The organism is Pseudomonas sp. H3_A02 (assembly GCF_054671965.1).
Map to the genome: position 1 here is coordinate 778,873 of NZ_CP162807.1, position 23,978 is coordinate 802,850.

The 23,978-nt window shown below is 61.5% G+C and carries 18 protein-coding genes; 7 read left to right on the top strand and 11 right to left on the bottom strand.

From position 1 onward, the window contains the following. Window position 1 precedes the first annotated feature (1 nt). Together AB4N80_RS03260 and hutC are read right to left on the bottom strand one after the other, a co-directional pair. Window positions 2–571: a HutD/Ves family protein gene (locus AB4N80_RS03260; RefSeq protein WP_122565268.1), complete on the bottom strand. Its 570-nt coding sequence runs from the start codon at window positions 569–571 to the stop codon at window positions 2–4. Continuing rightward, entirely contained in the window at window positions 568–1,278 is a 711-nt protein-coding gene (hutC, locus tag AB4N80_RS03265) for a histidine utilization repressor (protein WP_170845945.1), read from the bottom strand. The genes AB4N80_RS03260 and hutC overlap by 4 nt, the downstream gene beginning before the upstream one ends. A gap of 143 nt (window positions 1,279–1,421) precedes the next feature. On the opposite strand from hutC, the gene AB4N80_RS03270 reads away from it, so the two are divergent. Next, on the top strand, window positions 1,422–2,786 hold the full coding sequence (locus AB4N80_RS03270; RefSeq protein ID WP_460080670.1) for a formimidoylglutamate deiminase: 1,365 nt from the start codon (window positions 1,422–1,424) through the stop codon (window positions 2,784–2,786). Window positions 2,787–2,922: 136 nt separating this feature from the next. On the opposite strand, the gene AB4N80_RS03275 is transcribed toward AB4N80_RS03270, so the two are convergent. Next, window positions 2,923–3,492: a lipocalin family protein gene (locus AB4N80_RS03275; RefSeq protein WP_122565265.1), complete on the bottom strand. Its 570-nt coding sequence runs from the start codon at window positions 3,490–3,492 to the stop codon at window positions 2,923–2,925. A 31-nt stretch (window positions 3,493–3,523) separates the two neighbouring features. Then, on the bottom strand, window positions 3,524–3,778 hold the full coding sequence (locus AB4N80_RS03280) for a hypothetical protein (protein ID WP_003186715.1): 255 nt from the start codon (window positions 3,776–3,778) through the stop codon (window positions 3,524–3,526). A 284-nt stretch (window positions 3,779–4,062) separates the two neighbouring features. Here AB4N80_RS03280 and AB4N80_RS03285 point away from each other — a divergent pair, with 284 nt between their 5' ends. Further along, on the top strand, window positions 4,063–5,955 hold the full coding sequence (locus tag AB4N80_RS03285) for a methyl-accepting chemotaxis protein (protein ID WP_305469312.1): 1,893 nt from the start codon (window positions 4,063–4,065) through the stop codon (window positions 5,953–5,955). A 123-nt stretch (window positions 5,956–6,078) separates the two neighbouring features. Here AB4N80_RS03285 and AB4N80_RS03290 read toward each other — a convergent pair whose 3' ends face one another. From AB4N80_RS03290 to AB4N80_RS03310, 5 genes are all read right to left on the bottom strand, one after another. Beyond that, window positions 6,079–6,675: a DUF924 family protein gene (locus AB4N80_RS03290; protein ID WP_122565262.1), complete on the bottom strand. Its 597-nt coding sequence runs from the start codon at window positions 6,673–6,675 to the stop codon at window positions 6,079–6,081. A 2-nt stretch (window positions 6,676–6,677) separates the two neighbouring features. Continuing rightward, complete coding sequence (locus tag AB4N80_RS03295) at window positions 6,678–7,688, bottom strand: class 1 fructose-bisphosphatase (RefSeq protein ID WP_018607993.1); 1,011 nt, start codon at window positions 7,686–7,688, stop codon at window positions 6,678–6,680. A 235-nt stretch (window positions 7,689–7,923) separates the two neighbouring features. Then, window positions 7,924–9,297 carry a DUF3999 domain-containing protein gene (locus AB4N80_RS03300; protein WP_305469309.1) on the bottom strand — a complete coding sequence of 458 codons (1,374 nt, stop codon included), beginning with the start codon at window positions 9,295–9,297 and terminating at the stop codon, window positions 7,924–7,926. Continuing rightward, entirely contained in the window at window positions 9,294–12,917 is a 3,624-nt protein-coding gene (locus AB4N80_RS03305; RefSeq protein WP_460080677.1) for a DUF2339 domain-containing protein, read from the bottom strand. Before AB4N80_RS03305 ends, AB4N80_RS03300 begins: the two co-directional genes overlap by 4 nt. A gap of 289 nt (window positions 12,918–13,206) precedes the next feature. Beyond that, complete coding sequence (locus AB4N80_RS03310; protein WP_122565259.1) at window positions 13,207–15,657, bottom strand: glycogen/starch/alpha-glucan phosphorylase; 2,451 nt, start codon at window positions 15,655–15,657, stop codon at window positions 13,207–13,209. 253 nt (window positions 15,658–15,910) lie between these two features. Between AB4N80_RS03310 and AB4N80_RS03315 the strand changes: the two genes are divergently transcribed. Continuing rightward, window positions 15,911–16,348: a YkgJ family cysteine cluster protein gene (locus AB4N80_RS03315; RefSeq protein WP_003196865.1), complete on the top strand. Its 438-nt coding sequence runs from the start codon at window positions 15,911–15,913 to the stop codon at window positions 16,346–16,348. 224 nt (window positions 16,349–16,572) lie between these two features. On the opposite strand, the gene typA is transcribed toward AB4N80_RS03315, so the two are convergent. Beyond that, the gene (typA, locus tag AB4N80_RS03320) at window positions 16,573–18,393 is read right to left on the bottom strand and encodes a translational GTPase TypA (protein ID WP_003186725.1); all 1,821 of its coding nucleotides are present in this window, start codon (window positions 18,391–18,393) and stop codon (window positions 16,573–16,575) included. A 138-nt stretch (window positions 18,394–18,531) separates the two neighbouring features. Further along, window positions 18,532–19,986, bottom strand: coding sequence for a tRNA uracil 4-sulfurtransferase ThiI (gene thiI, locus AB4N80_RS03325; protein WP_122565257.1), 1,455 nt, complete (start codon window positions 19,984–19,986; stop codon window positions 18,532–18,534). 328 nt (window positions 19,987–20,314) lie between these two features. On the opposite strand from thiI, the gene glnA reads away from it, so the two are divergent. The 4 genes from glnA (at window position 20,315) to AB4N80_RS03345 (ending at window position 23,863) form a co-directional block, all read left to right on the top strand. After that, window positions 20,315–21,721 (top strand): type I glutamate--ammonia ligase, encoded by a 1,407-nt coding sequence (gene glnA, locus AB4N80_RS03330; RefSeq protein ID WP_014336114.1) that lies wholly within the window; start codon window positions 20,315–20,317, stop codon window positions 21,719–21,721. Between the two features lie 122 nt (window positions 21,722–21,843). Next, a complete protein-coding gene (locus AB4N80_RS03335; RefSeq protein WP_354338156.1) occupies window positions 21,844–22,407 on the top strand; it encodes a chorismate mutase in 564 nt (187 codons plus the stop codon). A gap of 320 nt (window positions 22,408–22,727) precedes the next feature. Beyond that, window positions 22,728–23,246, top strand: coding sequence for a DUF4124 domain-containing protein (locus AB4N80_RS03340; RefSeq protein WP_122565255.1), 519 nt, complete (start codon window positions 22,728–22,730; stop codon window positions 23,244–23,246). After that, entirely contained in the window at window positions 23,243–23,863 is a 621-nt protein-coding gene (locus tag AB4N80_RS03345) for a DUF4124 domain-containing protein (protein ID WP_122565254.1), read from the top strand. Before AB4N80_RS03340 ends, AB4N80_RS03345 begins: the two co-directional genes overlap by 4 nt. Window positions 23,864–23,978 lie beyond the last annotated feature (115 nt).

Sequence of the window (23,978 nt, forward strand, 5' to 3'; positions counted from 1 at the left end):
ATTAGCGGGCCGTCAGCTCGATCACGCAGCATTGACCGTGGGTGGATACATCCACCAGCCCGGTGTTACCGCTCAGTTGCAAGCAGTCGTAGAGTCCCAAATCCACGGCAGATTCAGCGATCTTGATGGCCAATCCCGGGGCGGCACTGAACACCAACACCGTCCCCGCCTCGCTGAAAAACCGCTGCTGGCCGCCCAACCACTGCAACCGCACGCGGTAACGTTGTGGCGCGTAGATCAGGTTGAAGTCGCGAATCGGCCCGCCCAGCAGCGTGCAATGGACATGGCTCTCGCCGCTGAACGCAAAAGGGTCCAGCGGATGCAAAGCCCGCGTGGCCTGGCCATCGACGCTCAACGTCATGCCATCACCTTGCAAGACGCTGATGATCCGCTCGAAACCGGCGAATGTGGAAAACCCACCCGACTCACCAATATCGGCAATCGACAGGCGCCAGCCAAAACCTTCCAGGCCGGCACCGGCATCGCGGGTGATTTCCTCGGTGCTGCCACCGCCGTTTTTCCACGGCATGCGGGGGTAATCTGCTGCGCGTAAAACCTTCAACTGGCTCATTTATGAAAGCGCCCTTCCAGGCTGTGGCGGGAGCCCGGATGGATCAGGCGTGCGGCGGTCACCGGTTGGCGTCCGGACCAGGTACGACGGCGGATCAACAGGCACGGCTCACCTCGCTCGATCTGCAGCAGCTTGCATTCGCTCGGCTCGGCCAGGATCGCTTCCACCACGTGCTCGCCTTCGGTCAGTGGCGCAACCTGGTTCAGGTAGGCGTAAGGGGTCTGCACGGTGAAATCCTGCTTGAGGTAGTCTGGCGCCACCAGTGCGTTGACAAAACGGTCTTCGATTTGCACGGGGATGTCATTCTCGAAATGCACGATCAGCGAATGGAACACCTTCTGGCCTTCACGCATGTCCAGGGCCAGGGCTCGCTCGGAACCGGCCGCCTCTTCTTCCAGGGTGATCACCTTGCAGGTGTGGCGATGACCACGGGAGGCGATTTCGTCGGCAATGTTGTGCACTTCGAACAACGCGGATTGGCTCTTGGGCTCGGCCACGAACGTGCCCACCCCCTGCATGCGCACCAACAGGCCGTCGGCGGTCATTTCCCGCAGGGCACGGTTGATGGTCATGCGACTGAAGCCCAACTGGCTGACCAGCTCGCTTTCCGACGGCACGCGGTAATGCGGCGGCCAGTTTCCACTGTCGATCTGCTGGGTGATCATCTGTTTGACGCGGGCGTACAAGGGCGCCGGACTGTCACCCATGTGTGCGGCCAGCGGCGGTTTGGCAGGCGGAGTCGGCACGGCGGTTCCCTGTTCTGCGGATAAGGTTGCTAGCTTGCCGGAGTTTACCGGCCAGGCAAACGTCTGTATATGTATATACAAATTACGCACGATGAGGTTGAACCATGTCCGCCTTCTTTGCCGAACGCGCGCTGCTGCCTAGTGGATGGGCCCACGATGTACGTCTTGAGGTCGATGCCGAGGGCGTCCTGACCCATATCCAGGCCGGTTCCCACGCAGACGGCGCCGAACGGCTGGGCGGCCCGCTGTTGCCGGGCATGCCGAACCTGCACTCCCATGCCTTTCAACGGGCGATGGCCGGGCTGGCGGAAGTGGCGGGCAACCCCAACGACAGTTTCTGGACCTGGCGCGACTTGATGTATCGCCTCGTCGGAAAAATCAGCCCCGAGCAACTCGGGATCATCGCCCGCCAGCTGTACATCGAAATGCTCAAGGCCGGCTACACCTCGGTCGCCGAATTCCATTACGTGCACCATGACACCGACGGCGCGCCCTACGCCGACCCGGCGGAGCTGGCCCTGCGCATCAGCCACGCCGCCAGCGCCGCTGGCATCGGCCTGACACTGCTGCCGGTGCTCTACAGCCATTCCGGTTTTGGCGGCCAGGCGCCCAATGACGGGCAGCGCCGGTTCATCAACAGCACTGAAAACTACTTGAAGCTTCAGTCGCGCTTGCAGCCGATCCTGGCCGGGCAACCGTCCCAGGCACTGGGCCTGTGTTTCCACTCGTTGCGCGCTGTGACGCCCGGGCAGATCCAGGACGTGCTGGCCGCCAGCGACCGTGATTGCCCGGTGCACATCCACATCGCCGAGCAACAGAAGGAAGTCGACGACTGCCTGAGCTGGAGCGGCGCCCGCCCGTTGCAATGGCTGTACGAAAACACCGAGGTCGACCAGCGCTGGTGCCTGGTCCATGCCACCCATGCCAACGCCCAGGAAGTCAGCCTCATGGCCAAGAGCCGGGCGATTGCCGGTCTGTGCCTGACCACCGAAGCCAACCTGGGGGACGGGATTTTCCCGGCCGTGGATTTCCTCGCCCAGGGCGGACGCCTGGGGATCGGCTCCGACAGTCATGTGTCGTTGAGCGTGGTCGAAGAATTGCGTTGGCTGGAATATGGCCAGCGCCTGCGTGATCAACGGCGCAACCGCTTATACCGGACGGATCAGCCGATAGTTGGCCGCACCTTGTTTGACGCGGCATTGGAAGGCGGCGCCCAGGCCCTGGGACAACCGGTCGGCGCCCTCGACATCGGCAAGCGCGCCGACTGGCTGGTGCTCGATGGCAACGACCCATACCTGGCCACCGCCCAGAGCGACGGGATCCTCAATCGCTGGTTGTTTGCCGGCGGCGATCGCCAGGTGCGCGATGTGATGGTCGGTGGACAGTGGGTTGTGCGCGATGGGCGTCATGCCGGCGAAGAGGAAAGCGCCCGGGCGTTTACCCAGGTATTGCGCGAACTCCTGGGCTGATCGCAAAAAATCAATGTGGGAATACCACTGTGGGAGCGAGCTTGCTCGCGATGAGGCCTTCACACTCAACGCAAATGTTGACTGGAAATCCGTCATCGCGAGCAAGCTCGCTCCCACACTGGTTTTCGGGTGACCGTCAGTCCGAGGTCTTGGCCATCTGCCGATCCGAGGCGCGCCAGATCAGTCGTGTCGTGTCATAACCCTGCTGGCGCGCCTTGCTCAGCAGTTCCTCGCGCACGACGCTATTGACGGTCGGTGTGCGGGACAGCAGCCACATGTAGCGGCGGCTCGGGTCGCCGACGATAGCGGTCTTGTAGTCATCACTGACGTACAGCACCCAGTACTGCCCTTTCGCCACGCCCGGCACGATCCGTGAAAACCAGTTATCGAACTCGACCCAGAGCTTGTCGGTCTTGCCCGGCACCTGCGGCGTGGCGGTACCCTTGGCTTCCTCCCACTGCCAGTCCGAGGTCAGGCAGCGATTGAGCACACCCACATTGCCGTCTGGCTTGAGGGTGTAGTGAGCTTCCGATTGCGCGCAATTGCGCTGGAAATACATGGGCAGGCGGGCCAACTCATACCAGGTCCCTTGGTAACGCTTGAGATTGACGCTGTTGACCGTCTTGGGTGCCAGCGGATCTTCGCCAGAAGTGGCACAGCCAGCCAAAACCAGGCCAGCCAAAAGCACAAAAACTAACCGCATCATTATTTTTCTCCCGCAGGCCTCTGGCCTCGGTTTACTTCAGGCCTTGGCCGGAAAACATCAACACTTTGTCACCGGCGTACTGCACGCTGATAAAGCTTTTCTGGTCGCCCCAGGTGCAGCTGGACATGCCGAGGGCGCCTGAGCAATCGGTCGGTTTCCCCAGCAACGTTTCGACTTCGGCCTTGGGCATACCCGCCGACAGTTTCGAATAGTTTTCCTGGTTGACCTTGCTGCATGCGGTCAACACGACGCACATAAACAGCAGAGCGATAGATCGCAGCGACATGGTGAAACTCCTGGAACGGAAGGGAGGTGGCAGGGTGCCAACCTGATCCTTAGAAGAGAAAACCCTTATCTGGTTCCCTGACGTCCCCAGTATTTATTGGCCGTGCAGAGGTGTTTCATCGGTGAATCAACCGGTTTGTGACGCCGTCGTACCTTTCGTCGGGATTGACGCCCTGACGCCTGATGGGCCGGGCTTCTGCGCCGATAAAAAGTAACAGCGCAAAACCCTGCGCTATGGCAAATTGACAGCCCTTCCTGACCCGTCCCTCCGCGGTAGTGTTATTAATGACCAGAAACATGAAATTCAGCCATAAAATCCTGCTGGCTGCCGCCCTCGTGGTGGCCGTTGCATTCGCCTGTTTCATCCTGTTCAACGACTATCGTCAACGCCAGAGCCTGCACGCCAGCACCGAGACCTCCATGCAGGAGCTCGGCAGCCTGACCAGCCGCAACATCCAGACGTGGGTCGACGGCCGTATCCAATTGCTGCAATCGCTGGCCCAGCAGATCGCCGTGGACGGCAGCAGTGCCGACAGCCTCAAGCGCGCCGTGGGCCTGCCGGCCTACACCGGCAACTTCCAGCTCAGCTATTTCGGCGGCACCGACGGCGTGATGTTCTCGGTACCGGCCGGCAATCGCGCCGCCGACTACGACCCGCGCGCCCGTGGCTGGTACAAGGCCGCCAACAGCGCACAGCAAACCATTGTCACCGAGCCCTACATCGCCGCCTCGTCGGGCAAGCTGGTGATCACCGTCGCCACACCGGTACAGCGCCAGAACCAGATGATCGGCGTGGCCGGTGCGGACATCGACCTGTCCAGCGTCAGCGCCATCATCAACTCGCTGAACTTCGGCGGCCACGGCCACGCGTTCATCGTCAGCGCCGACGGCAAGATCCTGATCCACCCCGACAGCAAGCGCGTGCTCAAGACCTTGGCCGAGGCCTACCCCAACGGCGCACCGCAAATCAGCCCGGGCGTGAAGGAAGTCGATCTCGACGGCAAGACCCAATTCATCTCCTTCACCCGCGTCAACGGCGTGCCGGGCGCCGATTGGTACGTGGCGCTGGTGCTCGACAAGGACACCGCGCTGGCGATGCTCAGTGAGTTCCGTACATCGGCACTGATCGCCATGGTCATCGCCGTGGTGTTCATCATCGCCCTGCTGGGCATGTTGATCCGCGTGCTGATGCAGCCGCTGCTGACCATGGGCCGTGCCATGCATGACATCGCCGAAGGCGAAGGCGACCTGACCCGCCGCCTGGTCATCCACGGCCAGGACGAATTCGGCGCACTGGGCACGTCGTTCAACCGTTTTGTCGAGCGCATTCACACCTCGATCCGCGAAGTGGCCTCAGCCACCGGACAGGTCAACGAAGTCGCCTTGCGCGTGGTCAGTGCGTCCAACTCGTCGATGTTCAACTCCGACCAGCAGGCATCGCGCACCAGCAGCGTGGCCGCGGCCATCAACCAGCTTGGCGCCGCCGCCCAGGAAATCGCCCAGAACGCCGCCCTCGCCTCGCAACATTCCAGCGATGCCCGCAGCCTGGCCGAAGACGGTCAGCAAGTGGTGGATAAAACCATCGCGGCCATGCAGCAGTTGTCGGCCAAGATCAGCGATTCGTGTGGCAACATCGAAACCCTGAACAGCAACACGGTGAACATCGGCCAGATTCTTGAGGTGATCACCAGCATTTCCCAGCAGACCAACCTGCTCGCCCTCAACGCCGCCATCGAAGCAGCCCGGGCCGGTGAAGCCGGGCGCGGCTTCGCGGTGGTGGCCGATGAAGTGCGCAACCTGGCCCACCGCACCCAGGATTCGGCGCAGCAAGTGCAGAAGATGATCGAAGAACTGCAAGTCGGCGCACGGGAAGCGGTACTGACCATGACCGACAGCCAGCGCCAGAGCGAAAGCAGCGTCGGCATCGCCAACCAGGCCGGCGAACGACTGGGCAGCGTGACCCAGCGTATCGGTGAAATCGACGGCATGAACCAGTCCGTGGCGACCGCCACCGAAGAACAGACCGCCGTGGTGGAGTCGATCAACGTCGACATCACCGAGATCAATACCCTTAACCAGGAAGGCGTGGAAAACCTGCAAGCCACCTTGCGCGCCTGTGCCGACCTTGAGCAGCAGGCGGCGCGGTTGAAGCAGTTGGTGGGCAGTTTCCGGATCTAGCGCCTGGAAGGGGCCCCATCGCGAGCAAGCTCGCTCCCACAGTTGATCAGATTTCCCTGACGGAACTCGGTCAACTGTGGGAGCGAGCTTGCTCGCGATAGCGGCATCAGACGCGCAGAAAACTCAGAACCTGGACCCAGGCCTGCTCAAAAACTCCAGCTCATCAGCCGTGGACTCGCGCCCCAACACCGCATTGCGATGAGGAAACCGGCCAAACCGGGCAATGATCTTCTGATGCCGTTCGGCATAATCCAGGTTGTCTTCAAACACCGCCCGCTGCGCCTCAGGCTGCTCTCGGACCAGGTCGATAAACCGCGACACGGCTTCGTTCTGCACCGCGAGGTTTTCGCAGTGTTCGAGTACGAGGTAGATGAATACCCGCTGGATCGGTTTGAGTTGCCCGTCGAACCCCGCCGCCAGGCCCTGGGCTACCAGCGCTTGGGCACGCAGGTCGCCGGAAAAGCTTTTAGGGGTGTTGCGAAAGATCATTCGCGGGAGTTGGTCGAGTAGCAGCACCAGGGCCAGCCAACCTTCCGGGCGTTGCGCCCACTCGGTCAATCCGCCGGCCAGTGCCTGCTCGACCTGATCGCCGAAGCGCTCTCGCGCCTGGCGATCATGGCCTTTGCCAAACCACAGCTTGCCCTTGTCAGCGGCTATTTCGTCCGGTGTTTCGGCTGAACCAAACCACCAATCGAGCAACGCCTGCCAGGGCTCGGCCATGATTACTCCTTGTGATAGGCCGTGGCGCGCGCCACTTCTTCTTTCGAACCAAGGAACACCGCCACGCGCTGGTGCAGGCCTTCAGGCTTGATATCGAGGATGCGTTGGTGACCGTCGGTGGAAGCGCCGCCTGCCTGCTCCACCAGGAACGACATCGGGTTGGCTTCGTACATCAGGCGCAGCTTGCCCGGCTTGGACGGCTCGCGGCTGTCGCGCGGGTACATGAACAGGCCGCCACGGGTCAGGATCCGGTGCACGTCGGCAACCATCGCAGCGACCCAGCGCATGTTGTAGTTCTTCTTCAGCGGGCCTTCTTCGCCCGCCAGCAATTCTTCGACGTAGCGTTTTACCGGGGCTTCCCAGTGACGCTGGTTGGACATGTTGATGGCGAATTCCTGGGTGGTTTCAGGAATGGTGATGTCTTCGTGGGTCAGGACGAAGCTGCCCATCTCGCGGTCCAGGGTGAAGCCTTTGACGCCGTCGCCCAGGGTCAGCACCAGCATGGTCTGAGGGCCGTAGATGGCATAACCGGCGGCGACCTGCTCGGTGCCTGGCTGCAAGAAGGCCTTTTCATTCAGGGCTTCGTTCTGGCTCAGGTACTCGTTCGGGCAGCGCAGTACCGAGAAGATGGTGCCGACCGGCGCGTTGATGTCGATGTTCGACGAACCGTCCAGCGGGTCGAACACCAGCAGGTAGGCACCTTTGGGGTATTTGCCCGGGATCTGGTAGGCATTGTCCATTTCCTCGGACGCCATGCCGGCCAAGTGACCGCCCCACTCGTTGGCTTCGAGCAGGATTTCGTTGGACAGCACGTCGAGCTTCTTCTGCACTTCGCCCTGCACGTTTTCGGTGCCCATGCTGCCCAGGACACCACCCAGCGCGCCTTTGGAGACGGCGTGGCTGATCTCCTTGCACGCACGCGCCACCACTTCGATCAAAAAGCGCAGATCGGCAGGGGTATTGTTGCTGCGGGTCTGCTCAATCAAATAGCGACTCAAGGTAACGCGGGACATGGACGGCTCCGAAGAATAGGGGGCGGAAAAACCAGCGCAGTTTAGCGCGAGTCGGGACTTAATTCCTCCTATGAGACGGGATATGGAGGATTGAGTTCACGGGGTGGGGCCTCGCTTGGGTATTTCTGTTGATTGGGAGGACGCCATCGCGAGCAAGCTCGCTCCCACAGTTGACCGAGCTGTTTCGACGAACGCGGTCTATTGTGGGAGCGAGCTTGCTCGCGATGAGCACACCTCAATTCTTGACCGGCGGCTTGCGCAACAGGCTGAACGCCATCGCCGCGAGGAACAGCACACTGAGCAACAACACCGCCCACAGGCCGATTTTCTTCCAGTTGGTATCGTCGGTCGCGGGGGTGGCGGCGCTAGCCGGTGTCGAGGTGGTTGCCAACCCGTTCACCGTCGCAGTGCCCAGCGTCGCCAGGCGTGACGGCTTGTAATCGGGCACCAGCGTGCTCAATGGCAAGTTCGCCGCTTTGACCGTCGCGCTGCCGAGCGCCAGACTGTAGGGCCCTTCGCCGCGCGCCAGGAACACCACCTGGGTCGGGCGCACGGCAAAGCGCAGGGCCGGGGCTTCGCTCCCCAGACCACCACCACGCTCATCCACCGTCAGTTTCAATTGCTGAACGGTCTGGCCGGACAGTTGCAATTGGTTTTGCAGCACATCCTGGCCGTTCTGGGTCAGGCGATAGAGCAAACCACTGCCCAACGGCTGCCACGGCTGGCTGCTTTCCCGGCGCCCGGCCAGCGTTACCGGTGCCAGGCTGTTGGCCTGGCTCAGTTCGACCTGCACTTGCTCGATGTTCAGCCCCATGGGCAACTGCCAGGTGTATTCACCGGCCTTCGTGGTGCTGCCAGCCAAAGGCTTGGACCAGGCCAGCGGCAACGGCAGGTTTTCGCGGCTGGCGCTTTGCAACTGGGCCGAGGTCAGCACCGGCGCGGAGGACGGCGAATCCCACAACAGCCGCAGGTAACGTGCCGGCTGCCCCGGCAGGCTCACTTCATGCTGCTCGACCCGCTCATCGGCAAAGGTCAGACGCGCCACCTGGCCTTCGCCCCATGACTGCCAGTGCTGCAAGTCGTCACTGGCCTCGATGGTGAACCGCTGGAAGCCATCGCGTTCGCTGGTCCAGTCGAGAATCAACTGCTGCAGCGGCGCCTTGATCGCGCTGGCATCCAGCAACCAGCCACGCAACTCCTCTTCCCCTGCTTCGAGCCGGCTGGAGGGTTGGACTTCCACCAGTGTGCCGTTGGCATTCGATTGCACTCGCACACTGGGCGCGCGCTCGTTGTCATCGGCGGCGTTGTACAGCGGGAACCACTTCACGTCGGTGAGGGTACGGTTTTCCCGGCTCTGGGCCGACTCGCGCACCAACGCGTAAGCCTGGGCCTGCCCGGCCGCGTTGAAGACCCGCAGGTCGCTCAGGTCGGTCTGCCGCGCTTGCAGCTGAACGTCCAGTGGCAACGCGAGGCGATACCACGGCCCTTCGCCGCTCAAAGCCAACGGCACCTGATGGGCGAAATCCGCCGGTTGTTCCTGGGCCGTAGCCGACAACGCCACCCACAATCCGACCACGCCCAGCCCGATCCGATTCAACTTGCGACTCAAGATGACACTCCCTCACTGACAGGCATAGGCGGCTCATCCTGGGCGACCGTCTCCGGGCGCTTGGGCGGCAGCGGCGCAAAATAGCCCACGACCAGCAGCAACACGCCTACGCCGATAAACGAAACAATCCGCGCCAGACCGCCACGGTTACTCAATTCGACAAAGAACAGCTTGGCCACGACCACGGCGATCAACGCCGCACCGATCAGCCACACTTCACGGCGATGGCGCAGATGCCCACCGATCATCAGGCCCAGGGCGATCAGGGTCCAGACAATGGACAAGCCGGCCTGCACGAACATGGATTCAAGTAGCGCATCCAGCTCGAACGGCACCCCCATCCACTGGTGGGCAGTGCGCATCACCAGGGCGGTGAAGAACGCGAACAGCGACACACCGGCGATCAATTGGGCGATGTGTCCAACGCGACTCCATCGGCTCGTCGATTGCGCCACGGCGTTGCGGGCCCACACATAGACACCGAACAAGGCGAACAGCAGGCCCAGCTCCAAGGGGTTGAGCAACGGCACGTAAGGCAGTGGCTCGGCGGTGCCATCGCTGAAGGTGTTGGTCAGCCAGAACCAACCGAGCATCAGCAGTGCCATGGGTGCCGCCGCATAGACACGGTATTCCCGGGGCTGTGCCGAAACCGGCCATGGCCAGGCACGCGGCGCTGCCATCAGCACCAGGTACAGGCTCGGCAGGATCGCCCAGGCCAACCAGCGCCAGGCGTTGTACTGCTCGGACAGCAACAGCAGGCCGTAACGCAATTCCAGCATCAACACCGCCATCAGCAACCAGCAACCGAGCACGTGGGCCGTACTGCGCGCCTGGGCCGGCAGCGTCGGCGCCAAGTGCTTGAGGGAGAGGAAATGCACGCCGAATACCGCCAGCCAGGCCAGCCAGCCGAAATTCGCGGCCGGGTGATAGTAGCTGTGCCCCGTTGCCACCAGCACACAGCCCGCCGCCGGAATCAACAACGTGCACAGCAACCCCAGCGCCGGCCATTTCAACCGCAGCGCCAAGACCGTCCACACCGCCACACTGATCGCCGCGACCATCAGCAGCCAACTGCCTTGCAGGTTCGCCGGGGCAAAGCGCAGCACTTCGCTGACCCACGCCAACGCCCACCAACCCGCCCCCCAGACCAGCAACAGTTCGGACAGGCGCTGCAAGCTCAAGGCCTCCAGTTCCTGCGCCGCGTGCGCCCGTTGCAGGCGCCATGCGCCCACCAGCGCCGCCAACCCCAGCACCAGCGGCGTCCAGAAGCCGTTATGGGCCAGGGGCCGCAGATCTTCGGCATTGAGCGGCCCCAGCAGCGTCGGCCCCGCCGTCAGGAACGCCGCACCGCCCAGCAGTTGCAACAGCAGGCCGAAGACAAAGCTCACGCGTTGTTTCAGGTACAGGCTCAGCCAGATGATCAAGAGGCCGCTGGCCGCCCATACACCGCTCGCCGTTTGCCACGGCAGGACGAACAGCACCGCGAGGTTGATCAGCACCAGCCCCGCCAACAACACCACCGACAAGCCGCGCAGCAACCGGACATCGTTGCGCACCATGTCGTCGCGCGCCGCCAGCAACATGCCGCCGATCAACGCCAGGCCGATCAGCGAAGCACTGAGCAAACCGCTCCAGCCCGCGCTGAACACCGCCGCCGAATCGCCTTCGGCGCCTTGCAAGCGCAACAGGAATAGCGCACCGCCGAGCAATTGCACCGCGAACGCCGTGAACAGGAAGCTGCGCGATTGCAGGCGCAAGCCAACGAACAGCGTCGCCAAACCGGCCAGGGCCCAGGCGATGGCGGTGCCGTGGGTGAGGAAGAACAGCGGTGCCAGCAGATAGAGGAAACTCAACCCCAGCACAGCCAGCACCGGCTGGCCTTGGCGCTCCCAATGTGCGCAGTGCTCAGGCTCAGCCTTGTGCAGTTGGTAGAAGGTGAACAGCAAGGCGCCGCCGAGCATCAACGCTCCCAGCGGTGAACCATCGAGCAGGCTACCGTCGCCGCTGCGCAACTCGCTGATGAACGCCACTGCCGAGCCCAATTGCAGCAGCAAGGCAAAGGCCCGGGCGAATGGACGTTGCTGGCGCAGGCCCAGCCAGAAGATCCCCGCGCCCTCCACGGCCCAGGCCGCCGCGGTCCAACGGGCGTCGAGCCCCAAGGGGATCGCCAGGCTGGCAAAAATCACCCCCAGGGCCAGGCAGGTTTCCGCCAACAGCAGGGCGCGGCCGCCCATCAATAGCCGCGCCAGGCCCATGTAGATCATGCCCAGGGCCAGGGCGCTGAAGGCGGCGGCGAACTCCAGGTGCTGCACCAACGCGAACTGCAAGCCGAAGCCCACCAACGGAGGACCGAACAGCATGCTGCCGTCCACGTAATCGCCCTTGCGCGCCGACCAGCGCAGCAGCGCCTCGCGGCTGCCGTCCTCGGGAGCATCGCCCATTTCCAACAGCTTGCGGCGGGTGAACAGCAAGCCGATCGCCAGGTAAATGAGGAAGAACAGAATCAGGAACGGCTCGGTGCTCCAGAGCAGCTCCGGCGTATAGGAACGCAGGCCCCAGGCGAAACCGATGCCGAAGGTGCCGACAAAACCGATCAGGTTGAGCAGGCGCCAGGCCTTGAACCAGGCAATCGCGAGGATGCCGGCATTGAGCAGGATGAAATAGCTGAACAGCGCGACGTGGTTGCCGCTGCCGGTGGAGGTCAGGATCGGTGCGGCGAACCCGCCCAGTGCCGCCGCAGCAGCCAGGCCGAGGGCATTCTGGGTCACCGCCAGGATCGCCGAGAACACCGTCACCGCTACCAGCAAGCCCAGGGCGGCCTTGGAATCGAGCAATGGATGCAGGCGCATGGCGGCGAACACGGTCAGGTACAACACGGCGATCCCGGTACCCTGGAGCATCAACGCATAATTACTGTTGCGGTTGCGCAGCCACCAACCCAGGCCCAGCAGGCCCAAGGCGCTGGCCGCGACGCCGGCGTAACGCAACTCGATCGGCACCACCATGCCTTCGGTGGCATAGCGCAGCAGGAACGCCAGGCCGAGGAACAACAGCACCACGCCGACTCTCAGCACGGTGTTGCCGCCGAACAGCCAGTTGCGCGCGCCCATCACGGCGCGGTCGAACAGATTCGGGCCACGTGGGGCCGCCGGCTCCGCAACCATCGGTTCCAGGGGCAACGGGGCAAAGTCGCGATCGGCACGCCGACTGGACGTGGCTGGCGCGGGTTTCCAAACGTCATCGGGCAACGGCTGGCTGGCCTCGACGGCCATCGCGGGAACGGGCTCGAGGTCTGCCGGCAATTCCCAGACGAGCTGCGGTTCGGTGCGCGTTGCAGGCTGCGCGGCCTGGGGCACTACAATCTCGGGCGCTGGCGCCGGATCAGGCGGTTCGGCCACCTGACCGCGCTCGAGAACCGCCAGACGGGCTTCCAGCGTGAGCACGCTCTGCTGGGCTTCTTGCAACAAGATCTGTTGCTTGGCCGCCTGAATACCCAGACGCGCCAATCGAAACGACTGGGCGACGCCAAGCCCCACCAGTGCGCCAATCAGCGCATCGGCGAACGACTCGTCCACCACCCAGCCGAGTGCCAGGCCCAACAGCGTCAAGATCCATTGCATGGTCGATATCCCTAAGCGGCCCGTTGCGGGCGTAACCGGGGTGATGCGGTGCCTGGATCAGTCTAGTGGAAACCCCCAAACCCTGTGGGAGCGAGCTTGCTCGCGATAGCGGTGTATCAGGCGACATTGATACTGCCTGACATGCCGCTATCGCGAGCAAGCTCGCTCCCACATGGGATTTGGTATTTTCAGTACTGAGCCCGGCCACACAACCCGGCGAAACTGGCGCCTAGTATATCGACGAAGCCCAACCGCCGTTGGGCTTCGCTCACATTTCTTACAGCAAATGCTACTCCAGGGCTTTCCAGATGTCGGTGGCGTATTCACGGATGGTCCGGTCCGAGGAGAACCAGCCCATGCGCGCGGTATTCAGTACCGCCGAACGCCACCACTGCTTGGAGTCGTGCCAACGCTCTTCGACCTTGGCCTGGGCGTTCCAGTACGAGTCGAAGTCGGCGCACACCAGGAAGCGGTCGTAGTCCACCAACGAATCCACAAGCCCGGCGTAGCGCATCGGATCATCCGGCGAGAACACCCCGCCACGAATCGCCTGCAACACATCGTTGAGGCGATGGGACGCGGCGATGTCCGGCGCGGCGCTGAACTCTCCGTTTTGCTTGCGCGCCTCCACCTGCTCGGCGGTCAGGCCGAAGATGAACATGTGTTCGCCACCGATACGCTCATGCATCTCCACGTTGGCGCCGTCCATGGTGCCGATGGTCAGCGCGCCGTTGAGGCCGAACTTCATGTTGCTGGTGCCCGACGCTTCGAAACCGGCCGTGGAAATCTGCTCCGACAAGTCCGCCGCCGGGATGATGCTTTCGGCCAGGCTGACGTTGTAGTTGGGCAGGAACACCACTTTGAGCAAACCACGCACGGTCGGGTCGTTGTTCACCACCCGGGCGATGTCGTTGGTCAGCTTGATGATCAGCTTGGCCTGGTGATAACTGGCGGCGGCCTTGCCGGCGAAGATCTTCACCCGCGGCACCCAATCCACTTCCGGTTCGGCACGAATCGCCTGATACAGTGCCACGGTGTGCATCAGATTGAGCAACTGGCGCTTGTACTCGTGGATCCGCTTGACCTGCACGTCGAACATCGCCGCCGGGTTGACGGCGATGCCCAGTCGCTCGTGGATCAGATAAGCCAGGGCTTTCTTGCTGTGCAGCCGCTGCTCGGCGAACGCCTTGCGAAACGCCGGTTTGTCGGCAAACGGTTCCAATTCGATCAGGCGCTCCTCGGGGTTGTCGAGCACGCTCGGGCCGAGGGCGTCGACCATCATCGAGGTCAATTCGGCGTTGGCCTGGAACAACCAGCGGCGGAAGGTGATGCCGTTGGTCTTGTTGTTGATCCGATCCGGATAGAGTTTGTGCAACTCGGAGAACACCGTGCTGCGCATCAGTTGGGTATGCAATCCGGACACACCGTTGACGCTGTGGGAACCGAGGAACGCCAGGTTACCCATGCGCACCCGGCGGCCGTTGTCCTCTTCGATCAGCGACACCGAGCGCAGCACGTCGAAATCGTGCACGCCCTTGGCCCGCAGCGAATCGATATGCTGGGCGTTGATCAGGTAGATGATCTGCATGTGCCGGGGCAACATGCGCTCCATCAGCCCCACCGGCCAGGTTTCCAGAGCTTCGGGCAGCAGCGTGTGGTTGGTGTAGGACAGCGTGTCCTGGGTGATCTGCCAGGCCGCGTCCCAGGCCACGTCGTAGACGTCCACCAATTGGCGCATCAGCTCGGCCACGGCAATGGACGGGTGCGTGTCGTTGAGCTGGATCGCCGCGTGATCGCCCAGGGTCAGCACCGAGGTGTGCATGTTGCGATGGCGGCGCAGCAAGTCCTGCAACGAGGCGGCGACGAAGAAATATTCCTGGCGCAGGCGCAGTTCCTGGCCGGCCTCGGTGCTGTCGGCCGGGTACAGCACGCGGGAAATACTTTCAGCCCGGGCCACCTCCGCTACCGCGCCCAGGTGGTCGCCGGCATTGAAGCGCTCCAGGTGCAGGTCTTCCACGGCTCGGGCGCGCCATAGGCGCAGGGTATTGACGCTGGCACCGCGCCAGCCCACCACCGGGGTGTCATAGGCGATGGCTCGCACGGTTTCGCCCGGGGACCAGACTTGCCGGGTCTTGCCGGTGTCGTCGGTCACGGTTTCGACGCTGCCGCCAAAGCCGATCGGGTAGACCACTTCCGGGCGCTCGAACTCCCAAGGGTTGCCGAAGTCCAGCCAGTGCTCGGTCTGCTCCTGCTGCCAGCCATCGACAATCGCTTGGCGGAACAGGCCGTGCTCATAACGAATCCCGTAGCCATGACCGGCGATGCCCAGGGTCGACATGCTTTCCATGAAGCACGCCGCCAAGCGGCCAAGGCCACCGTTGCCCAACGCCGCATCCGGCTCGAGCAGGCGGATGCGCTCCAGGTCCACGCCCAGCTCGGTCAGGGCTTCACGGGCGGTGTCCAGCAGGCCGAGGTTGCTCAGGCTGTCGTAGAGCAAGCGACCGATGAGGAATTCCAGGGAGAGGTAATAGACGCGCTTCTGGCCCTTGCGGTAGATCTGCCGCGTGTGGTCCATCCAGTGTTCGACCATGTGGTCGCGGGCGGCCAGGGCAATAGCTTCGAACCAATCGTGATCAAACGCATGATCGGGGTCCTTGCCGACGGCATAAGTGAGTTTGGTCAACACAGCATCGCGAAAAGCAGCGACTTCGGCTTCGCGAACAAGTGGTTCTTGAGTCATTGATGAGACCTCGAACGAGCATGGAATTGTCTGAGCCTAGTCGGTCTGACAGGCGGTACAGGCGCAGGTTCGGTGGTTTTTCCACCGCGCCGGAGAATCGTCGCCAGGGAACTGCCATATGGACGAATGAATGCAGGGGGCGTGCCGGTCCTGGAGCGTTTTTGCCGGGATGAAAAAAAACCGGCAGATGGTCGTTCAAAATTTCACCAGTCCCGGTATGATCGCGCGCCCTGATGCATGCTGGTAAACCGTGATGATGAAGCCCAACCTGATCGCCGCCGCGGAGATCGACCGACTCGATACCTGGGCCAAGTACTCCGCCCCGATGTGCGGTTCCTGCGTGTCGAGCTGCTGCACGCTGCCGGTGGAGGTCAAGATCAAGGACCTGATCCGCATCGGTATCGTCGATGAGTTCGAACTGGGCGACCCGCCGAAGAACATCGCCAAGCGCCTGCAAAAGGAAGGGATCGTCGAGCGCTACAACCAGAAGTCGGAAATCTTCACGCTCCAGCGCATGAGCAACAACGATTGCCTTTATCTGGACCGCAAGAGCCGGTTGTGCACCATTTACGAGAAACGTCCGGACACCTGCCGCAACCATCCGCGGGTTGGACCGCGGCCGGGGTATTGCGCCTACAAGCCCAAGGAAGTGGAGCGCGAGCGCAATCCGCGGACGTTGGACAAATTCTGATCTACAGATGGTTCAGCGGTGCCTGAACCATCGCCATCGCGAGCAAGCTCGCTCCCACAGTAGATGTATGTCGGACACAAAATCTGTATCCGCTGAAAATCAACTGTGGGAGCGAGCTTGCTCGCGATAGGGCCCTGACAGACACCACATAACTTCCAAGCATAAAAAACGCCCCTGATCTCACAATCAGGGGCGTTTTTTTCAGCCGCTAACTAAGTCGAAACTCAGTTGCCGCTTTTCTTGGCAGCGCGGGTACGCTCGCTTTCGCCAAGGATTTTCTTACGCAGGCGGATCGACTTAGGCGTCACTTCACACAGTTCGTCTTCCTGCACGAACTCCAGCGCTTGTTCCAGGGTGAACTTGACCGGCGGAACCAGGGCGATGGTTTCGTCCTTGCCCGAAGCACGCATGTTGTCGAGCTTCTTGCCTTTGGTCGGGTTCACGCCCAGGTCGTTGTCGCGGCTGTTCAGACCGACGATTTGACCTTCGTAGATATCCTGGCCGTGCTCGACGAACAGCTTGCCGCGCGCTTGCAGGGTTTCCAGCGAGTAGGTCAGGGCCTTGCCGGTGGCAACCGATACCAGGACGCCGTTCTGACGGCCGGACATGTCGCCGGACTTCATCACGTCGTAACGATCGAAGATCGAAGTCAGGATGCCGCCACCGGAGGTCAGGGTCAGGAACTCGTTACGGAAACCGATCAGGCCACGGGCCGGGATGTTGTACTCAAGGCGCACACGGCCCTTGCCATCCGGAACCATGTTGGTCAGGTCGCCTTTACGCAGGCCCATTTGCTCCATGATCGCGCCCTGGGATTCTTCCGGCAGGTCGATGGTCACGTTTTCGTACGGTTCGTGCTTGACGCCATCCACCATGCGGATGATCACTTCAGGACGACCAACGCCCATTTCGAAGCCTTCGCGACGCATGGTTTCGATCAGTACCGAGAGGTGCAGCTCACCACGGCCGGAAACCTTGAACTTGTCGGCCGAGTCGCCTTCTTCAACGCGCAGGGCAACGTTGTAGAGCAGCTCTTTGTCCAGGCGTTCCTTGATGTTACGGCTGGTCACGAACTTGCCTTCTTTACCGCAGAATGGCGAGTCGTTGACCTGGAAGGTCATGGAAACGGTTGGCTCGTCGACGGTCAACGGCTTCATCGCTTCGACGTTCAGTGGGTCGCACAGGGTGTCGGAGATGAACAGTTGCTCGAAGCCGCTGATGCAGACGATGTCGCCGGCCGCTGCTTCTTCAACGTCGATGCGGTGCAGGCCGTGGTGACCCATCAGCTTGAGGATACGACCGTTGCGCTTCTTGCCGTCGGCGTCGATGGCGACCACCGGAGTGTTCGGCTTGATGCGACCACGGGCGATACGACCAACGCCGATCACACCCAGGAAGCTGTTGTAGTCCAGTGCCGAGATCTGCATCTGGAACGGACCGTCACGGTCGACTTTCGGCGCCGGTACGTCGTCGACGATCGACTGGTACAGCGGGGTCATGTCTTCAGCCATGGCGGTGTGGTCCAGACCGGCAATACCGTTCAGGGCCGAGGCGTAGACGACTTTGAAGTCCAGCTGTTCTTCGGTGGCACCCAGGTTGTCGAACAGGTCGAAGATCTGGTCCAGAACCCAATCCGGACGCGCGCCTGGACGGTCAACCTTGTTGATGACCACGATCGGACGCAGGCCGGCTTCGAAAGCCTTCTTGGTCACGAAACGGGTTTGCGGCATAGGGCCGTCTTGAGCGTCAACCAGCAGCAGCACGGAGTCGACCATCGACATCACGCGCTCTACTTCACCACCGAAGTCGGCGTGGCCCGGGGTGTCCACGATGTTGATGTGGTAGCCGTTCCAGTTGATGGCGGTGTTTTTCGCCAGGATGGTAATACCGCGCTCTTTTTCCTGGTCGTTGGAGTCCATCACGCGCTCGTCGTTGAGCTCGTTGCGCTCCAGGGTGCCGGATTGACGCAAGAGTTTGTCTACCAGGGTGGTCTTACCATGGTCAACGTGAGCAATGATGGCGATGTTGCGTAGATTTTCGATCACTTGTGTATCTCGATCAGAGGATTCGGTGTGCTGACAGGTCGTGGCAGCGATTTACGTTGAGTCCGACAAAGCCGTTACAGCCTGTCGGCGGCGTCGGGGGGCCGGTGACGCAGGCCACAGGCAAACAGCCCCGGGCACTTAGCTCGGTCGATAAACGCGCACATTGGCATGCCCCTCACTGAGCAAATGGTGGGCATGCAGGCGACTCATCACGCCTTTGTCGCAATACAGCAGGTACTGGCGAGTAGGGTCCAGTTCCTTGAAACGCGCGTTCACTGCATAGAACGGCATCGTTTGTACCTCGATGCCGGCGATACTCAGCGGGTCGTCTTCAGCGTCGTCCGGGTGACGGATGTCGATGATGATCTGACCGGCCAGCGCTTCGCCGACTTCTTCAATTTGTATGTCCTGGCCCAATTCATCGATGACCCGATCGATTGGCACCAGCCTGGCGTTTTCGAGCGCTCGCTCGAGCACCGCCATGTCGAATTCTTTCTCTTCGTGCTCCACCCGCCCGCGCTTGGCCGCCGTCTTCGGATTGACCGAGATGACGCCGCAGTACTCCGGCATGTGCCGGGCAAACTCGGCGGTGCCGATTTCGTTGGCCTGGTCGATGATGTCCTGCTTGTGGCTGGCGATCAGTGGACGCAAGACCAGCTTCTCGGTCACGCAGTCGATCACCGACAGATTCGGCAACGTCTGGCTCGACACCTGGGAGATCGCCTCGCCGGTCACCAGCGCATCGATTTGCAGGCGGTCGGCAATTCGTGAAGCGGCGCGCAACATCATACGCTTCAAAATGACGCCCATATGACTGTTATCGACTTTGCCGAGAATCTCGCCCAGGACTTCCTCGAACGGCACACTCACAAATAACACGCGTTGGGAGCTGCCGTACTTCTTCCAGATGAAGTGCGCCACTTCCATCACGCCCAATTCATGGGCACGTCCGCCGAGGTTGAAGAAGCAGAAATGGCTCATCAACCCGCGACGCATGATCTGGTAGGCGGCCACCGTGGAGTCGAAGCCACCGGACATCAGCACCAGGGTCTGCTCCAGCGAACCCAGCGGATAACCGCCGATGCTGTTGTGCTGGCTGTGGATCACGAACAACCGCTGGTCGCGAATTTCGATGCGCACTTCGATTTCCGGGTCTTTCAACGAAATACCGGCCGCGCCGCACTGCCGACGCAACTGGCTGCCGACGTATTTCTCCACGTCCATCGAGCTGAACGGGTGTTTGCCGGCACGCTTGCAACGCACCGAAAAAATCTTGCCAGCCAGCGCGTCACCATAATGGAGCATGCACTTGGCCAAGATGTCGTCGAAATCCCCCAGCGGGTATTCATCGACTTGCAAAAAATGCGCGATGCCCGGCATGCAGCTCAGGCGCTCGGTCATTTCCTTGAGGAGCTTGGGTTCGCTGACACGGGTTTCCAGTTCGAGGTTGTCCCACACGCCATTCACCACCACGGCCGGGTCCAGGTCTCGGAGCACGGCACGGATGTTCTTGGCCAACTGGCGGATGAAACGCATCCGTACCGGGCGGCTCTTGATGGTGATCTCGGGGAAGACTTTTACGATTAGTTTCATGAAAACAGCGCGCGAACGGCCAGCCGAAAAAGGGGGGCGCGGATTATAGCGGAAATTGCTCAAGGTTTAACCAGTTTATGTGCAGATGGTTTTAGATGCACCAAAACAGGTCATTATCGATTGGCGGCGCTACATTGCAGTGCGTTATTGTCTGACAATCTTTGATTTACGCCATTAAAAGCGTGGATTTGGTGCAAAAAACCCATGCTGGGGCACTGGCATGCAATTTGCTCCCTTGTGAGGCAGGTTGCCTTGGCAGAGTATTCGCGCCGGCATCACCCATATCTAAGGGCACTCCACTACCCGCCCGAAGCCACCCGGAGGACATATGTCGAAGTCGGTTCAACTCATCAAAGATCATGACGTCAAGTGGATTGATCTGCGCTTCACTGACACCAAAGGTACTCAACATCACGTGACCATGCCGGCCCGTGATGCACTGGACGACGAATTCTTTGAAATCGGGAAAATGTTCGACGGCTCCTCCATCTCCGGCTGGAAAGGCATCGAAGCCTCCGACATGATCCTGATGCCGGACGACGAAACCGCCGTCCTGGACCCGTTCACCGAAGAGCCGACCCTGATCCTGGTCTGCGACATCATCGAACCTTCGACCATGCAAGGCTATGACCGCGACCCACGCGCCATCGCCCACCGCGCCGAGGAATACCTGAAGTCCACCGGCATCGGCGACACCGCTTTCTTCGGTCCTGAGCCTGAGTTCTTCATCTTCGACTCGGTCAAATTCAAGTCCGACATCTCCGGCTCCATGTTCAAGATCTTCTCCGAACAAGGTTCGTGGATGTCCGACCAGGACGTGGAAGGCGGCAACAAAGGCCACCGTCCAGGCATCAAAGGCGGTTACTTCCCGGTCCCACCGTTCGACTTCGACCACGAAATCCGTACCTCCATGTGCAACGCACTGGAAGAAATGGGCCAGACCGTCGAAGTTCACCACCACGAAGTGGCGACTGCCGGCCAGAACGAAATCGGCGTGAAATTCAACACGCTGGTCAAGAAGGCTGACGAAGTACAGACCCTCAAGTACTGCGTACACAACGTTGCCGACGCCTACGGCCGCACCGCGACCTTCATGCCGAAGCCTCTGTACGGCGACAACGGTTCGGGCATGCACGTTCACATGTCGATCTCCAAGGACGGCAAGAACACCTTCGCAGGCGAAGGCTATGCCGGTCTGTCGGACACCGCCCTGTACTTCATCGGCGGTATCATCAAGCACGGCAAGGCCCTGAATGGCTTCACCAACCCGTCGACCAACTCCTACAAGCGTCTGGTTCCAGGCTTCGAAGCTCCGGTCATGCTGGCCTACTCGGCTCGCAACCGTTCCGCCTCGATCCGTATTCCTTACGTGAACAGCCCTAAGGCTCGCCGTATCGAAGCACGCTTCCCGGATCCGGCTGCCAACCCGTACCTGGCCTTCGCTGCACTGATGATGGCCGGTCTGGACGGTATCCAGAACAAGATCCACCCGGGCGATGCCGCTGACAAAAACCTGTATGACCTGCCGCCTGAAGAGGCCAAGGAAATCCCACAGGTGTGTGGCAGCCTGAAAGAAGCCCTGGAAGAGCTGGACAAGGGCCGTGCGTTCCTGACCAAGGGCGGCGTATTCAGCGATGACTTCATCGACGCTTACATCGCACTGAAAAGCGAAGAAGAAATCAAGGTTCGCACCTTCGTACACCCACTGGAATACGAGCTGTACTACAGCTGCTAATCCAGTAAGCGCCGCCACGCACGGCGTGAAATAAAGAAAGGCCTCCTTCGGGAGGCCTTTTTCATGGGCGCCGGTTACGTGCATGATGCCCCGTCGCTCCCCCATAGAAGACGAGACTGCCCATGACTTTGCGCTTCAAGCTCTGCCTTGCCCTGTCTGCCGCACTGCTGGCTACCACCGCCGACGCTGCCTCGACTCACGCTCCTGAGGCCCTGACCCCGCTGCTTAACGCCATTGGCGAACGCCTGGCCATCGCCGATCAAGTGGCGCTGAGCAAATGGGACAGTGGCAAACCCGTAGAGGACCGTCAGCGCGAGCGTGAAGTCATTGCCGCCGCCGTCGCCCAGGCACCGGTCTACAAGCTGAGTAGCGAAACCGTGGAAGCGTTTTTCGCCGCCCAGATAGAAGCCAACAAAATGGTGCAATACATCAACTTGTCCGACTGGGCCCTGGACGGCAAGGCCCCGGACCTTCCGCGCCCGGACCTGGTGGGGCAGATCCGCCCGCAGCTCGACCGCCTGCAAAAACGCCTGCTGCAACAACTGGCCGACTTCGCCCCCTACCGCACCGACCCGCAGTGCCCGCAATGGCTGGCCCGAGCCACCCACCACAACAAACAGCACCCGGTGCACCGGCTTGCCCTGATCCGGGCAACCGGAGAGCTGTGCATTTCAAAAAAAGCTTAAGACAGCCCCTTCCCCCGTGGGAGCGAGCTTGCTCGCGATGAGGCCAGCACATTCAGCACCTCAGTGACTGACACACCGCCATCGCGAGCAAGCTCGCTCCCACAGGGATCCAGCGTCGGCCATAAAGGCTATGAACACCACAGATCCAATGTGGGAGCGAGCTTGCTCGCGATGGGGCCAGCACATTCAGCACCTCAGTGACTGACACACCGCCATCGCGAGCAAGCTCGCTCCCACAGGGGATTGGGGGCGACAACTTGGGCCATCCGCGCCGCCTAGCCTATGCTGCACCCATCACTTTTCGCTTTCGGTCGATTTTCATGGGTCGTGGTTTTTCAATCATCCTGTTGTTGCTACTGGCTCTGCCCGCCGCCGCGCAGATCTACAAGTACACCGACGCCGAGGGCAACACCGCCTACAGCAACCAACCGCCCCAAGGCGTCCCGGCCCAGACGGTAGAGTTGCCGCCGCTCAACAGCATCGAGCGCCAATCCCCGGCCAGCCCGAGCACACCTACGCCCTCCGCCAACAGCGAAGAACCGCGCGATGCCTACGAAATCCTGGAACTGACCGACATCCCCACCGACGAGGCCCTGCGCGCCAACAACGGCACCTTCACCGTTAGCGTGCACGCTCAACCGCGCCTGCGCAGTCCGCATCTGTTCCGGTTGCTGCTGGACGGGCAGCCCTACGGCCAGCCGAGCAACGTACCGCGCCTGCAATTGGTGAATATCGATCGGGGCGAGCACAGCCTGGCGGTTCAAGTTGTCGACGGCGACAAACTCGTGCAGCAAAGCGAAACCGTCACCTTCACCGTACAACGGGTGCACCAGCCATGATCCGTGGGTGGCTTGCGCTGGGCCTGGCGCTGACGGCGCTGCCTGGGGTGGCGCAGGTCTATACCTACATCGATGCCCAGGGCAATCGCGTGTTCACCGATCAGCCGCGCCCCGGCAACGCAAAGAAAGTCCAACTGCCACCCGGCAACCGGATGCCGGCGCCCACGGGTACAACCTCGGCACCCGCGGCCCAAGCCCAGCCCGAGCCGCTGTTTCATTACGAAATGCTCAGGCTGTTGATTCCCGAGCCGGACGCAACGATACGCAGCACCGCAGGCGAACTGATCGTCAGTGTCACCAGCGAACCCGGCCTGAAAAAAGGCCACCGCTACCGCCTGTTGCTCGACGGCAAGCCAACGGGCGCACCGGGGCCGAGCCCGGTGTTTGCCTTGAGCAACATTGATCGAGGCACCCATCATCTGGCGGTCGAAATCCTCGACGAGCAGGACCGTATCGTCGAACGCACCGCCAACCAGCCCTTCCACATGCAGCGCATGTCCCTGGCGCAGAAGCGCCGCGTCAAGCCCTGTGCCACGGCCGATTACGGTCAGCGCCCCGAGTGCCCCCTCGCCGAAAAGCCTGAAGAAGAAAAAAGCAGCATCTTGCCGTTCTTCTAACGCCGGCCAAGCTTGCGCACTATATTGGTGCAATAGCTTGCACGCTTCCCAGATCCAAAACCCATTTTGGTTCGAAAGTACCCGAAAAAGCTGGCAGAACGCCACGCAGCCGACC